Source organism: Shewanella sp. BJSY2023SW001 (genome assembly GCF_047314685.1).
GTDB classification, from domain to species: domain Bacteria; phylum Pseudomonadota; class Gammaproteobacteria; order Enterobacterales; family Shewanellaceae; genus Shewanella; species Shewanella indica.
Genome location: NZ_JBKORF010000066.1, coordinates 135,046 through 148,667, shown reverse-complemented (window position 1 = coordinate 148,667; position 13,622 = coordinate 135,046). Strand labels below are relative to the sequence as shown.

The following is a 13,622-nucleotide window of genomic DNA, read 5'->3' as shown; positions in this document are numbered from 1 at the left end:
TGGGGGGTACTGTTGGCCTATAACCTCATTAGATACAAGATGGTGTTGATGGCTAAAAGCTTACCGTCGTTACATCCGAACCAATTAAGTTTTAGAGATGCATCGAGTTATATCATTTTTAAACTGACTCAGCTGTCATCTCAAACGCCAGGGAATGTCCCGAGAGATGTCTTGGACATAGTGCGTAATGCGAGGCAGTTCAAGCTTGATGGGAAACGCGATAGAGCCTATCCACGTGCGTTAAAAATGAGTAAAAACAAGTATCCCATTAAGCCTAAGAAAAATGCCGTTCACACTAAGTGAACGGCATTACGCCTTGTGAGGCATTTTTAAGTCGGCCAAAACCTGCCCAGCGACATTGGGTCACCAAGGCGAGTGCGCGCAGTGCCCGTTGAAAAAAACGCTTATCTGTACAGGGCGCAGCTAGTAGAGCCAAGGCTTCTTCGGTATCTGTCATCTTTTCACTCTACAGGGGATCATCAAAAGAAATATGTTGATTAATTGTTATTATAGTAGAGTGAAAGCCCCGTGGTCGCACGTAAATTTACCTTGTTGAGATAAGATTCAGACGCATCCGACATCTATATCATATTGTTTCAATATGGCGCATGTATCTTGGCGAGCGAGCTACAAGCAAAGAGAAGCAAGAGTGCAATTCAGTGTTTGAATGCTTTAGCTTCCGGACGATGCAGTATCTCCCAATACTTTAATCCCCTGACGGGAGAGCATTTCGATAAGCAGGATTAAGGGTAAACCTATTAGTGTGTTGGGATCCCGTCCTTCGAGGGCTCGGAACAGGGCGATGCCCAAGCCTTCACACTTAAAGCTGCCGGCACACCAGAGTGGTTGCTCGCGGCGAACATAATCGACGATTTCATCTTGGCTCAGGTTTCTGAAATGCACAATGAAAGGTTCGACTTCCACTTGAGTTCGGTCGCTGCGGCTGTCATAGAGTGCCAGCCCGGTATAAAAGGTAATACTTTTCCCCGAGGCGGCCTGCAATTGCTGGCAGGCTTTCTCTTCAGTCAGTGGCTTGCCGACGATTTGACCATCAATCACGGCAACCTGATCTGAACCTATCACCAGTGCGTTGCTTAGCTGCTTTGCCCCGGCCTGTGCTTTGACTGCTGCCAGACGTCTGACCAAATCAAAGGCGGTTTCATCAGGCCGGGGCGTTTCATCTACTTCGGGAGCCACACACTCAAACGCCAAACCTAATTTTGCCAATAGTGCCTTTCGATAGCTTGAGGTTGAGGCTAAAATCAACTGAGGTTCTGTGGGGGAAACCGCAGCCTTGGTATTGTCATCTTGGTGGGTCATATCTTGGGTTCCAAAGCGTTGTGAGAGCCGGATATTGTCGCCAAATTTGCCAATGCCTGGCAAGAGTGGCTTTGAGATGAGATGACTGGCTTTATTTTGCGCGGCAACGGCTTGTGAAGAGTCCTGTGCTTGGGTAGAATTCGGCGTCCGTCAATTTCGAACCCGTTGGAACAGGCCTATGATGGCGAGGACTGCACAGGTTTTATTTCCTTTGCGAGCCACATCATCATTTTTCCTTTGACTCCGGCGGTTTCAAACTATAATATGCGCGCCTTATGCAAACAGTAAAGATACCGGTTTCAATTGATCCCATTCGTGCTGCGACCAGTCGCCTTAGCTATCAAGGTGTTGTTCCTGGTACGCAACTGAAGCGATTGAATGAATTATGTGCCGGCGACTGTTCCGATGTGACAGTGTCAATTGAGTGTGGTGTGGATTTACAGGGGATAGTCTACCTGAAAGGGAAGGCTGTGACGGAGCTCACTCTGCTATGTCAACGCTGCATGACACTATTTACCACAGAGGTTACGGTCGAGTTTAGTTTCAGTCCTTGCCGGAATGAAGCTGAAATCGATGAGCTCCCGGATGCGTATGACCCTATTGAGTACAATGAAATTGGCGAAGTTCGTCTGCATCAATTGATTGAAGATGAATTGATACTGGCTATGCCCTTGATACCGACCCATGACATAGATGAATGTCATACAGGTTCCAAGGATGTGGCCATAGGCGAGATTGAAGCCGCTCAAGAGGAGCGTCCAAATCCGTTTGCAGTGTTAGAAAAACTGAAGAGCAAGTAATCCAGGAGACAGATCAATGGCTGTACAACAGAATAAAAAATCTCGTTCAAAGCGCGGTATGCGCCGTTCACACGATGCACTGAGCACTGCTCAGCTGTCTGTAGACGCTACCAGCGGTGAACTGCATCGTCGTCACAATGTGACTGCTGACGGTTTCTACCGTGGCAAAAAGGTAATCAACAAGTAAGTTGTTGATTGTCTTATGACGAGTCTGACGCTTGCGTTAGATGCGATGGGTGGCGACCATGGCCCCCACGTGACTGTGCCTGCAGCCCTGCAGGCACTTAAATTATATCCAGATCTCAGGTTTATTCTGGTTGGTGATCAAGACCAGATACAACCATACCTGGCCCAATGCGGGCAAGACATTACCGATAGAATTGAACTTAGACATACCACTGAAGTGGTCAGTATGTCTGACAGGCCAGTGCATGCTTTGCGTTGTCGGCGTGACAGTTCCATGCGTCGGGCGCTGGATGCTGTGCATAAAGGTGAGGCTCAGGCGTGTGTCAGCGCAGGTAACACCGGCGCGCTGATGGCGATGGCCAAGGTGGTACTAAAGACGCTGCCGGGCATAGACAGACCCGCGTTGGTCAGTTGTCTTCCCACCATCAACCATAAGCCAGTCTATCTACTGGATCTCGGGGCCAATGTGTCTTGTGATTCAGATACTTTGTTCCAGTTTTCCGTCATGGGTTCAGTGCTCTGCGAAGCCGTGACCAAACAACCCAGACCCAAGGTCGCGCTGCTCAATGTCGGCAGCGAAGAGATCAAAGGCAACGACCAGGTGCAGCAGGCTGCCCAGTTGTTGCAACATACTCCTCAAATCAATTATCAAGGTTTTATCGAAGGGGATGAGATTTACCGCGGCAAAGTCGATGTGATTGTCTGCGACGGTTTTGTCGGTAATATTACCCTGAAAACTTCAGAAGGCATTGCCAGACTGTTGATCCATCAGCTTAAGGAAGGGCTGACCCGAGGCTTTTTTGTACGCATGTTGGCCAAATTATTGGCTCCCAGTATTCAAAGCGTGCTCAAACAGATGAACCCCGACCACTATAATGGAGCAAGTCTGATAGGATTGCGCGGAATAGTCGTCAAGAGCCATGGGAATGCGGATGAAACTGCCTATTTACAAGCGATTAGCTTGGCAGTCACTGAAGCAAGACGTCGACTCCCAGAGATGATCAAGCAGCGTCTCGAGTCGATACTTTTAGATATAAACAGCTGATTTCTCCTTATGCATACAAAAATTCTTGGAACTGGCAGTTATCTGCCGGCGCAGGTGCGTAGCAATCAGGATCTGGAAAAAATGGTGGAAACCAGTGACCAGTGGATTGTTGAGCGCACGGGTATTTCTGAGCGTCGGATCGCTGATGCCAGTGAAACGGTTGCCACTATGGGTTATCAGGCGGCGTTGAAGGCCATTGAAATGGCAGGCATCGAAGCCGGCGAACTCGATATGATTATCTGCGGCACCACAAGTGCGGCAAACGCTTTTCCGGCTGCTGCCTGTGAAGTGCAGGCCATGTTGGGGGTTCATACCATCCCCGCATTTGATGTCGCGGCCGCTTGTTCCGGCTTTGTCTACGCGCTGTCGGTTGCCGATCAGTTCGTGAAAACCGGTGCGGCCAAGAAAGTGCTGGTAATAGGCGCCGATGTGCTTTCCAGGCTCTGTGAGCCGGAAGACAGAACCACCATTATTCTCTTTGGTGATGGTGCCGGTGCCGCCGTGGTGGGCGCCAGTGAAGAGCCGGGGATCATCTCTACCCACATCTATGCCGACGGTCGTCATGGTGAACTGCTCAAATGCGCCTTTCCGCCCAGAGCCGGAGAAACCTCCGAGGCTGTAGGCTTTATGACCATGAAGGGCAACGATGTCTTCAAGGTCGCCGTCACTCAGTTATCCCATGTGGTGACAGAAACCCTGAGATTGAATAATGTCGACAAGTCAGAAATAGATTGGTTGGTGCCACACCAGGCCAATTTCCGCATTATTAATGCTACAGCCAAGAAATTGGACATGAGTCTTGATAAAGTGGTGCTGACGCTGGCCAAACATGGCAATACTTCAGCTGCCTCAGTGCCGATTGCACTGGATGAAGCGGTGCGCGATGGCCGCATCAAGCGCGGGCAACTCCTGCTGCTTGAGGCCTTTGGTGCCGGTTTTGCCTGGGGTAGCGCTTTGGTTCGCTTCTGATACTCAGTGCCTACTTGCTTCGCACAAGTGAGTAGGACGTCTCAATGCATACTAGTTGATCTGCCGGGCAGATCAGTAGACTCGGGCAGCGGCATCAGCTTTGCTGCCTGCAATCATAGGTAAATGAATATGGAAAATTTCGCTTTCGTGTTCCCGGGACAAGGTTCTCAGGCTGTAGGCATGCTTGCTGATCTTGCCGAAGGCTATCCGGTCGTGACCGAGACTTTTCGTGAAGCCAGTGAAGTGCTGGGTTACGACTTGTGGCAGCTTGTCCAGCAAGGTCCGGCCGAAACTCTTAACGAGACTGACAAGACCCAGCCTGCCTTGCTGAGTGCCAGTGTCGCTCTGTATCGCGCCTGGCAAGCAGCCGGCAAAGCCGCGCCCAGCGTGATGGCGGGTCATAGCCTAGGTGAATACTCGGCGCTGGTATGTGCCGGGGTGCTCAAGTTTACCGATGCCGTTAAGTTGGTTGAGCTGCGTGGTCAGTTGATGCAACAAGCCGTTCCTGCCGGAACCGGCGCCATGTTTGCCATCATAGGCCTGGATAACGACGCTATTGCCAAGGCCTGTGAAGACAGTGCTGAAGGCGCTGTGGTTAGCCCGGTTAACTACAATAGCCCAGGCCAGGTGGTGATTGCCGGTGAAAAAAACGCAGTTGAGCGCGCCGCCGCAGCTTGCAAGGCTGCAGGCGCCAAAATGGCGGTTGCCTTGCCTGTGAGCGTGCCTTCCCATTGCGCTTTAATGAAGCCCGCTGCCGATAAATTGGCCAGTGCTCTGGGAGATATCGAATTTAACCAGCCGCTAATCCCCGTAATCAACAATGCGGATGTCGCCCAGCCTCAAGATGCTGCTGATATCCGTGATGCCTTGGTTCGTCAGCTATACAGCCCTGTGCGCTGGACCGAAACCGTGGAAGCCATGGCTGCCATGGGCGTCACCGAGCTCTATGAGGTGGGTCCTGGTAAAGTCTTGACCGGGCTTTGCAAACGCATTAACAAATCCCTTACTGCCAAGGCAGTCAACGATGCCGCTTCTTTAGCTGCATTGATCGAATAAGGAGCTTTTCATGAGCGTAACATTAGACTTAACCGGCAAGATTGCCCTGGTTACCGGCGCCAGCCGTGGTATTGGCAAGTCGATTGCCACGACTCTGGCCGAAGCCGGTGCTACAGTATTCGGTACTGCAACCAGTGAGCGCGGCGCCGAAGCCATCTCGGCTTATTTGGGCGATAAGGGCCAGGGTTTGGTGCTGAATGTCACAGATCCACAATCTGTTGAAAATTTATTTGCCTCGATCAAAGAAAAAGCCGGCGATGTTGATATTCTGGTGAACAACGCTGGCATCACCCGTGACAATTTATTGATGCGGATGAAAGAGGATGAGTGGCAGGATATCCTGGACACCAACCTGACATCTCTTTTCAGGTTATCCAAGCCAGTGATGCGCTCAATGATGAAGAAACGTCATGGCCGTATCATCAATATTGGTTCTGTGGTAGGTACCATGGGCAATGCAGGCCAAGTAAATTACTCTGCGGCCAAAGCGGGTTTGATCGGATTTACAAAATCTCTCGCCAGAGAGGTTGCATCTCGTCAAATTACAGTTAATGCTATTGCTCCTGGTTTTATCCAGACAGATATGACGGATGAGCTGACAGAAGATCAGCAACAGGCCATCATGTCCCAGGTTCCAATGGAGCGCTTGGGTCAGGCACAGGAAATTGCCAACGCCGTGCTCTTTTTGGCCTCTGATGCTGCTGCTTACATCACAGGGGAAACCTTGCATGTAAATGGCGGGATGTATATGGTTTAAGGGCGAATGGCAGGGATACTGTCGCAATTGGGTGGTGATCTGCAGCAATTGAGGGCTTAAAATCGTGGTTAGACCACAAATTCTAGGCTTGCAATGTTGGTCAAATCTAATAAACTACTCGCAATCTTACGCAAGTGCGTAATTTGAATAGGAAAGAAAACTAATGAGCAACATCGAAGAACGTGTAAAGAAAATCATCGTAGAGCAACTGGGCGTTAAAGAAGAAGACGTTAAGCCAGCAGCTTCTTTCGTAGACGATCTGGGTGCAGATTCTCTGGACACTGTTGAGTTGGTTATGGCTCTGGAAGAAGAGTTTGATACCGAGATCCCTGATGAGGAAGCTGAGAAAATCACTACCGTTCAGGCAGCGATCGATTACGTTTCCAAGAATCAGTAATCCAGAATTCCAGAAAACAGGCGGCATAATTGCCGCCTGTTTTTGTTTTCGCCCCGTCAGTTTCTGGTTGTACCAGTATCAGCCGATGTATTATCGTGTCTTGTGACCATTCGGCTGCTGGCCGGAGGCAATGGTAGGCTGCAACAGCCTGGCCTATCATGGTAACTCACCCGTTAATCTAAGGTGGACACAGTGACTAAACGTCGAGTTGTTATCACTGGCCTGGGTCTGGTGACCCCGGTCGGCAACACAGTGGACAGCACCTGGCAAGCCTTGCTGGCAGGTCAGAGCGGTATCGCGCCTATCACCAAGTTTGATGCCAGCGAATTCAGCACCCGTTTTTCAGGCTCAGTCAAAGATTTTGACGTAGAGCAGTATCTGTCCCGTAAAGACGCCCGCAAGATGGACCTCTTTATTCAGTATGGTATGGCTGCCGGCATTCAGGCCATGCGTGACTCCGGATTGGAGATGGATAAAGAAGATCCCAGTCGAGTCGGAACCGCTATCGGCGCCGGTATGGGGGGGATGTGGTTGATTGAACAAAACCACAGCGCCTTGATGGCCGGTGGCCCACGTAAAATTTCCCCCTTCTTTGTGCCCAGCACCATTATCAATATGATTGCCGGTCATTTGTCGATCATGTACGGCATGACTGGCCCTAACTTTGCGGTGACAACCGCCTGTACCACTGGGGTGCACAACATAGGTTTCGCAGCCCGTACCATAGCTTATGGCGATGCCGATGTGATGGTGGCCGGTGGCGCGGAAGATGTCACTTGTCCTCTGGGCGTCGGTGGCTTTGCCGCGGCCAAGGCCTTGTCTACCCGTAATGATGCCCCTCAGGCGGCTAGTCGCCCATGGGATAAAGACAGAGACGGCTTTGTTATCGGTGACGGCGCCGGGGTGTTAGTCCTGGAAGAGTATGAGCGCGCCAAGGCTCGCGGTGCCAAGATTTATGCCGAGCTGGTTGGTTTTGGTATGAGCGGCGATGCATTCCATATGACCTCGCCGCCAGCCGATGGTGCCGGCGCTGCGTCTGCCATGAAAAATGCGCTGAGAGATGCAAACCTGGCCCCCGAAAGCATAGGTTATATCAATGCTCACGGTACTTCTACGCCGGCAGGCGATAAGGCCGAAGCGGCGGCAGTGAAGTCTATCTTTGGCGATCATGCCTACAAGCTGATGGTGAGCTCCACCAAATCAATGACGGGGCATTTGCTCGGTGCTGCCGGGGCAGTGGAAACCATTTTCTCCGCGTTGGCTCTTAAAGATCAGGTGGTTCCGCCTACCATCAACTTGGACAACCCGGACCAAGGTTGCGATCTGGACTTTGTTGCCCATACCGCGCGTCAGGCCAAAGTGGAGCATGTGCTATGTAACTCTTTTGGGTTCGGTGGCACCAATGGCTCCTTGCTACTGAAGCGAGTTTAAGGTTACCACTTGTAAAAGCGCCTGATGGCGCTTTTTTTATCTTTAAAATCAGTTAGTCATATTTTAAAGCTAAATCCAGAATTAACCTTTGTTCATCTCTATTGGCATTCTTTGAATATAGCGCCAGAATCCCGCCAAATAATTCTGGAGTTTTCATTATGCTCAATCCTGCAATGTTTCCTGTTATGGCCATGCTTGGGGCGATTGCTGCCAATTTGACCGAGTTGGTACGGGGTGAAAACAGCCGGTGGCAACCAGCGATGGAGATTGGTGTTCGCACTTTTAGTTTGGCCATAGCCGCCTATACCGTGCTTTGGTTTGCCTTACTGACAGCGGCGGTTTATGCCGGCGGCGATGCCGATGTGATGGCCGGGGTAGAGGTGCTGGGCACCTTCCTGGTGGGGATGGGAATTTACTCACTGTTTCATTTGTCCCGTTTTATCAGCAGCAAATTGCAGCTTTGGATCTATCGGCTGGCTTTACCTCTGGTGATTGGCGGAAGTTTCCTGGTATCTAAGTTTGGGTGATCGCGAAATTTTCGCGTACACTCTCAGCCAAGTGCGGTCAGCAGACCGCCAAGCCTGATGAGAGGATCCCATGGCAGGAACAGAGAGACAGATAACCCTGAGGTTTTTGGCCGAGCCCGCAGACGTCAACTTTGGCGGCAAGGTACATGGCGGCGCCGTAATGAAGTGGATTGACTTGGCTGCCTATGCCTGTGCGGCCGGTTGGAGTGGTAAATACTGCATCACGGTTTACGCCGGGGGGATCAGGTTTGTCAAACCCATACATGTGGGCAATATAGTGGAGGTGAGCGCCAAGGTGATCTATACCGGCAGTACCTCCATGCATATAGGTTTGGATGTCAGAGCCGGCGATCCCAAGGATTCAGAACGTCAGTTGACCACTCACTGTATTGTCATCATGGTGGCGGTAGACGATGAAGGTAAACCAACGCCTGTGCCTGAATGGCAGCCGACATCGGCAAGAGACATAGAGCTTAGGGACTCGGCAATCAAGTTGATGGAGATGCGCAAGAAAATCGGTGCGGAAATGGAAGCGCACGTTCATCCTTGAGTGATGATTTCAAGAGCCACATTCGTGGCTCTTTTCTGTATGCGGGATGCTGAGTTTGCCCGTATCAACTTCTCCTTTATGTTGCCTCATGGCAAAATGCGGCTTAAACATCGGCTTGAATTGTCACTCTTGGCTTTACGCCAAAGGCTTTGCAGCATGGTCGGCAATTGGGCCAATCTGTTCCCGCGCATAAATAATCAAGGAAATATCATGGCGAATGTCGCATTTCTCGGTCTAGGTGTTATGGGATATCCCATGGCTGGGCATCTACAAAAACAGGGGCACCAGGTCACTGTTTATAACCGTACTTTCTCCAAGGCTGAAGCCTGGGCGGCAGAGTTTGGCGGGCGCTGCTGCGCGACTCCGGCCCAAGCCGCCGAGGGACAGGATATTGTTTTTGCCTGTGTCGGCAATGATGATGACTTACGCCAGGTCGTACTGGGTGAAGAGGGCGCTGTGCATGGTATGGCTGTGGGCAGTATCTTTGTCGATCACACCACTGCCTCATGCGATGTGGCGCGGGAGTTGGCCGCTTTGCTGGCCGAGAAGGACATCGCTTTTATGGACGCGCCGGTTTCCGGCGGTCAGGCTGGTGCCGAGAATGGAGTGTTGACCATTATGGCCGGCGGCTCTGAGGCGGTATTTTCGCGGGTAAAACCTGTGATGGCTGCCTATGCCCGCTGCGCCGAACTATTGGGAGATGTTGGCGCTGGGCAGTTGACCAAGATGGTCAATCAAATCTGCATCGCCGGGGTGGTACAAGGTTTGGCTGAAGCCATGCATTTTGCCAAGAGCGCCGGGCTAGATGGCGAGAAGGTAGTTGAGGTGATCAGCAAAGGCGCGGCCCAGAGCTGGCAAATGGAAAATCGTCACAAGACCATGCTGAAGGGTGAGTATGATTTTGGATTTGCGGTGGACTGGATGCGCAAAGACTTGGGCATCGCCCTCAATGAAGCTAGACGCAATGGCTCACATCTGCCGCTGACCGCCATGGTCGATCAATTTTACGGTGAAGTACAGGCCATGGGCGGTAACCGCTGGGATACTTCCAGTCTGATGGCTCGTCAGGAAAAGTGTCGCAACAAGTAATCCCCTGATAAGAAAGTCTGAGCTCAGATCCGGGTAAAAAGGCGCGCGTGCGCGCCTGGTTCCGGGGTTATCGCTATTGGTTAATCGGCATTCAGCGACAAAATTGCCTGAGAAGCATCCTGTTTCATCTCTGTCTTGCTGTCCAGCAGGAAGACTCTTTCGGGGGCAACGGCAGCACTGTCTACCAGGAAGGCCTTGATGGCCTGGGCCCTGGCCTGAGCCAGATTGGCCAGCTCATTATTGCTTATCTCTTGGGCGCTGAGCAGTTGGTTGTAAAGGCCCATATGCCATACAGTCAGCAGAGCGTCTTCATCGACTGTTTCACTGCCGGCTTTTTCGGCAAGCTTTTGCTTCACTTTGTCTTTTTCCGCATCGGCATCCTGTTTGAGCTGCTGCTCAAAAAGCGCTACCAGGGTATCAGCAAGCTTACCTTTGGTAGGGAAGCGACTGGCGCTCAGCTCGTCCGGCAGGACCGCAAGCTTGCTGGCCTTGAGCAGTTGCTGCTGCAGTTTTTGTTCTGCCAGCGCCTCACTGTCTTCCCGCAATGCTACGCCGCCTTCAATGCTCAATTGTAGCTTGGGTCGGTCATCCAGCGCCTTGGCCAGCTTGCTCAGCTTATCTTCGGCGTCAGCGTCCAGCGTGGCTATACCGGGTTGGAAAGCGACCAGATTCAGCTCTTCATCGCTGCCAACCAGACCGGCCAGCAAAGAGAAGGGGGCGGTGACAGCCTTGGTGATGACGTTGGTGATGGCGGTCATCACTATGCTGCCGAAGCTGAAACTTGGACTGTCGAGATCTCCTGAAACCTGTAAGCCAAGATCTATTACCCCATGTCTGTCTTGCAAAAGGGCGATAGCCAAGGTAATCGGCAAACTGGTGGCCAGATCGGAATCACTGGGTTTACCCAGCTTGAGCTGATCTATCACCAGATGATTGTCTCCCTTCAGCTGGTTGTCTTCCAGTTGATAGTTGAGCGCTAAAGACAGCTGGCCTTTGTCTATGTAGTAACCGGCATAGGTGCCCGAATAGGGATTTACCGAGGTCAACTCGACACTCTTGAATACCAAATCCAGATCCAGATAGGGTTTCTCCAGCAGCGGATTCACCTCTCCCCTTAGGGTGACTGGAGCATACTTGTCTATCTTGCCCTTGATATCGACACTGGCCTTGGTTCCCGGGGTAGAGGACAGGTGGCTTATCTTGCCTTCCAGCCCTTCGATACCTGAAGCAAAGTTAGGGGTGAGGGAGTTATCGGCAAAATAGGCCGAGCCGCTTTTGATGGCAATGCTGCCGATATCCAGTTTAAATGCCTTATCTGCAGCAGTCTTGGCGGTGTTTTTTTCCTTGGCGGCGGTTTGCTGCGGCGCTTCGTTTGCCTGGCTTTGTTTTGTCTGCGACTGAGCCGCTGAGTTATCACCAAGTGGTTCGGCGCGGATCAGCTCGCCGATATTAGTGCGCTGATCTTCGGTGATCATCACCTTGGCGTATGGCTGTTCCAGCAATATATTGCTGATTTTCAGGCTGTTTGCTTCGGAATCAAAGTTCATCGCATCTATCGTCATATTCTGCCATTTCAGCAGAGGCTCAAATGCCAATCCATCCTTGATAAGCAGTTTGCCAATTGCGGCTTGTCCTTGAAAATGGGCCTTACCCTCGGCGTTGGCAGTGAACTTGCCCTGAGTGCTCAACTTGCCGCTTTCAAGTTGCATATTGAGGTAGGGCGCCAGATAGGGCTGGAACTGTTGCAGCTCCAACTCGGTCAGCGTCAGCTCGGCATTGACAGTACGTGCATTGGCATCTATTGCGCCGGTGGAGCTGAACTGGCCCTGGCTGGTCTCTGGCTGTTTTTGGGCATCAGAACTCAGTGCCAGTTGCACCTGGTAGTCTATGTTTCCTTCGAGATCGGAACGCACAGGACCTGTGGTGATATCCAAAGGGTAAACACGCCAGTGGACACCATTGCTTTGCTGCTGCTCAAACAGATTGAGATCTGTATCCTTGAGACTGATTTTGCCAATACTCAGTAGCCATTGTTTGTCTTGCTCCAGAGTTTTGTTTGGCTCTTTGGCTGTATGCGCTGTGGCCTTATCTTGCACTGTGGCTTTTTCTTTCGCTGTGGCCTTATTTAGTGCCTCGGTTTCAGTTGCCGTCTCTGGTTGGGCTAGTGCTGGTTCCACTTGCGCCTTGGCCGCTATGTCATTCGGCTTGGCATGTGTGGCAGGCAGGGCGGGCATAAAGAGCTGTTGTAGATCCAGGCCTTGCTTATCCAGGCGGGCATAGGCCCACAGGCCTTGCAGCGCCAGTTCGTCGACATTAACACTCTGGTTGTCGCCGTCCACGCGAATGTTATCCAGTGCCAACAGTGGCAGCTTGACTCTGGCTTGCTGTTGGTCGGAGAACAGCAGGTTTTCCAGAATAAACCTGCCCTTGTGGGTACTGTAATGCAGTTGGTCTTGTTGCTGTTTCAACTGGTACTGGCTTTGGAAGCTGAGTTCACCGTCACTGAGTTTGGCGGCAATAAGCCCATTGGCAAACGGCCAGAAGGGCAGCAGGGAAATTTTGGCCAGTTGCAGCTCGCCGGTGATTTCGAGAGGCTGCAGCTGAAACTGGCCTTGAGTCTGTAATTGTCCGTTATCGCCGCCGGTCAACGACAGGGCATAGCGGTTGGCATCTTTCGCCAGTACCGGTTTGTTTTCGTCTTCCGGCAGGCTGAGGCTATAGGCCTTGGTATCCAAAGCTTGCAGGCTGAAATTAAGCTTGTCGTAACTGAGCTCTGTATTGGCGACCTTATCCATATAAGCGAACTTACCCTCTGTCACCCGGATATCCCGGGCAATGACTCTGGGCAGTTCAGAGGCGTCTTCTGTAGCCTCGGCTTGCGGTGTTTGCTCGGCTTCAAGGTGGGCGAGTATATCGCTGAAGTTGAATTGAGCTTGGCCATTCTTTGACGCAAGCCTTTGCAGCTTCACTTGTGGATAAGCGAGGTGGATGTGATCTATGGCTATGGCCCCTTGGGTCAGCGAGCGCCAAAATGCCAGCTCCAACTCAAGCTGCGTGAAAGACATAAATACTTGCTGTGGGTCGCTCTCCTGCAGGGCGAAATTATCCAGGCGGACTCTGAGAAGGAAAGGGTTGATGCTGATATCGCCCAGGCTGGCCTGACGGCCGAGCAGCTGTTGCAATTGCTTTGGGGTTTGCGACTTTATCACCCAGGGAGCAAGCCCACCAAGCAGCAGAGCGTAGAGGCTATACCCGAGGAGCAGATAGACGCTTGTCTTGATGGCGAGTGGTGCCCGGCGAAAGCGGGAAAAGAGCTGAGTCAGCACATTGGGCATAACGGTGTGAGATCCCTTGAAGCAGGTTTGCAGCAAAAAGTTGGCGTTATTCTAACGCGTATTCGGCATGCTTTGTAAGTCACTTCTGAATCTATAATCTCTGTTATCCGGCCTTATACATGCATGATACAAAAAGAAAACATTGCTAATTAAAGCTGCA

General features: G+C 51.5%; 13 protein-coding genes and 1 pseudogene. 12 read left to right on the top strand and 2 right to left on the bottom strand.

What is annotated here, in order from left to right; translation table 11 throughout:
- Positions 1 to 303: pseudogene (locus ACMHXH_RS15505) on the top strand (IS4 family transposase); the annotation flags it as partial.
- A 369-nt stretch (positions 304 to 672) separates the two neighbouring features.
- On the opposite strand, the gene ACMHXH_RS15500 reads toward ACMHXH_RS15505, so the two are convergent.
- Positions 673 to 1,320 carry a Maf family protein gene (locus tag ACMHXH_RS15500; RefSeq protein WP_052247969.1) on the bottom strand — a complete coding sequence of 216 codons (648 nt, stop codon included), beginning with the start codon at positions 1,318 to 1,320 and terminating at the stop codon, positions 673 to 675.
- Between the two features lie 275 nt (positions 1,321 to 1,595).
- On the opposite strand from ACMHXH_RS15500, the gene yceD reads away from it, so the two are divergent.
- From yceD to ACMHXH_RS15445, 11 genes are all read left to right on the top strand, one after another.
- The gene (gene yceD / locus ACMHXH_RS15495; protein WP_335912176.1) at positions 1,596 to 2,120 is read left to right on the top strand and encodes a 23S rRNA accumulation protein YceD; all 525 of its coding nucleotides are present in this window, start codon (positions 1,596 to 1,598) and stop codon (positions 2,118 to 2,120) included.
- A gap of 16 nt (positions 2,121 to 2,136) precedes the next feature.
- Complete coding sequence (gene rpmF / locus ACMHXH_RS15490) at positions 2,137 to 2,307, top strand: 50S ribosomal protein L32 (RefSeq protein ID WP_025009546.1); 171 nt, start codon at positions 2,137 to 2,139, stop codon at positions 2,305 to 2,307.
- Positions 2,308 to 2,322: 15 nt separating this feature from the next.
- Complete coding sequence (gene plsX / locus ACMHXH_RS15485; RefSeq protein ID WP_039033289.1) at positions 2,323 to 3,351, top strand: phosphate acyltransferase PlsX; 1,029 nt, start codon at positions 2,323 to 2,325, stop codon at positions 3,349 to 3,351.
- 9 nt (positions 3,352 to 3,360) lie between these two features.
- The gene (locus ACMHXH_RS15480; RefSeq protein WP_039033288.1) at positions 3,361 to 4,320 is read left to right on the top strand and encodes a beta-ketoacyl-ACP synthase III; all 960 of its coding nucleotides are present in this window, start codon (positions 3,361 to 3,363) and stop codon (positions 4,318 to 4,320) included.
- Between the two features lie 129 nt (positions 4,321 to 4,449).
- Positions 4,450 to 5,376, top strand: coding sequence for an ACP S-malonyltransferase (fabD, locus tag ACMHXH_RS15475; protein WP_335912177.1), 927 nt, complete (start codon positions 4,450 to 4,452; stop codon positions 5,374 to 5,376).
- Positions 5,377 to 5,386: 10 nt separating this feature from the next.
- Positions 5,387 to 6,133: a 3-oxoacyl-ACP reductase FabG gene (gene fabG / locus ACMHXH_RS15470; protein ID WP_039033287.1), complete on the top strand. Its 747-nt coding sequence runs from the start codon at positions 5,387 to 5,389 to the stop codon at positions 6,131 to 6,133.
- Positions 6,134 to 6,296: 163 nt separating this feature from the next.
- Entirely contained in the window at positions 6,297 to 6,530 is a 234-nt protein-coding gene (gene acpP, locus ACMHXH_RS15465) for an acyl carrier protein (protein WP_006081231.1), read from the top strand.
- Positions 6,531 to 6,722: 192 nt separating this feature from the next.
- Positions 6,723 to 7,961, top strand: a complete 1,239-nt coding sequence (gene fabF, locus ACMHXH_RS15460; RefSeq protein ID WP_335912178.1) for a beta-ketoacyl-ACP synthase II — start codon at positions 6,723 to 6,725, stop codon at positions 7,959 to 7,961.
- Between the two features lie 158 nt (positions 7,962 to 8,119).
- Positions 8,120 to 8,488 carry a hypothetical protein gene (locus ACMHXH_RS15455; protein WP_071476174.1) on the top strand — a complete coding sequence of 123 codons (369 nt, stop codon included), beginning with the start codon at positions 8,120 to 8,122 and terminating at the stop codon, positions 8,486 to 8,488.
- A 70-nt stretch (positions 8,489 to 8,558) separates the two neighbouring features.
- Positions 8,559 to 9,038, top strand: a complete 480-nt coding sequence (locus ACMHXH_RS15450; protein WP_039033284.1) for an acyl-CoA thioesterase — start codon at positions 8,559 to 8,561, stop codon at positions 9,036 to 9,038.
- Positions 9,039 to 9,248: 210 nt separating this feature from the next.
- Positions 9,249 to 10,127, top strand: a complete 879-nt coding sequence (locus tag ACMHXH_RS15445) for an NAD(P)-dependent oxidoreductase (protein ID WP_039033329.1) — start codon at positions 9,249 to 9,251, stop codon at positions 10,125 to 10,127.
- Positions 10,128 to 10,207: 80 nt separating this feature from the next.
- Here the strand turns inward: ACMHXH_RS15445 and ACMHXH_RS15440 are convergent, their stop codons facing one another.
- A complete protein-coding gene (locus ACMHXH_RS15440; RefSeq protein ID WP_335912180.1) occupies positions 10,208 to 13,462 on the bottom strand; it encodes a DUF748 domain-containing protein in 3,255 nt (1,084 codons plus the stop codon).
- Positions 13,463 to 13,622: the final 160 nt, after the last annotated feature.

Bases quoted from the DNA above. Each gene is read 5' to 3' on its own strand.
- ACMHXH_RS15480 (WP_039033288.1), top strand. From the start codon at position 3,361: ATGCATACAAAAATTCTTGGAACTGGCAGTTATCTGCCGGCGCAGGTG.
- fabD (WP_335912177.1), top strand. From the start codon at position 4,450: ATGGAAAATTTCGCTTTCGTGTTCCCGGGACAAGGTTCTCAGGCTGTA.
- rpmF (WP_025009546.1), top strand. From the start codon at position 2,137: ATGGCTGTACAACAGAATAAAAAATCTCGTTCAAAGCGCGGTATGCGC.
- ACMHXH_RS15500 (WP_052247969.1), bottom strand. From the start codon at position 1,320: ATGACCCACCAAGATGACAATACCAAGGCTGCGGTTTCCCCCACAGAA.
- ACMHXH_RS15455 (WP_071476174.1), top strand. From the start codon at position 8,120: ATGCTCAATCCTGCAATGTTTCCTGTTATGGCCATGCTTGGGGCGATT.
- ACMHXH_RS15445 (WP_039033329.1), top strand. From the start codon at position 9,249: ATGGCGAATGTCGCATTTCTCGGTCTAGGTGTTATGGGATATCCCATG.
- ACMHXH_RS15440 (WP_335912180.1), bottom strand. From the start codon at position 13,462: ATGCCCAATGTGCTGACTCAGCTCTTTTCCCGCTTTCGCCGGGCACCA.
- yceD (WP_335912176.1), top strand. From the start codon at position 1,596: ATGCAAACAGTAAAGATACCGGTTTCAATTGATCCCATTCGTGCTGCG.
- fabG (WP_039033287.1), top strand. From the start codon at position 5,387: ATGAGCGTAACATTAGACTTAACCGGCAAGATTGCCCTGGTTACCGGC.
- acpP (WP_006081231.1), top strand. From the start codon at position 6,297: ATGAGCAACATCGAAGAACGTGTAAAGAAAATCATCGTAGAGCAACTG.
- plsX (WP_039033289.1), top strand. From the start codon at position 2,323: ATGACGAGTCTGACGCTTGCGTTAGATGCGATGGGTGGCGACCATGGC.
- ACMHXH_RS15450 (WP_039033284.1), top strand. From the start codon at position 8,559: ATGGCAGGAACAGAGAGACAGATAACCCTGAGGTTTTTGGCCGAGCCC.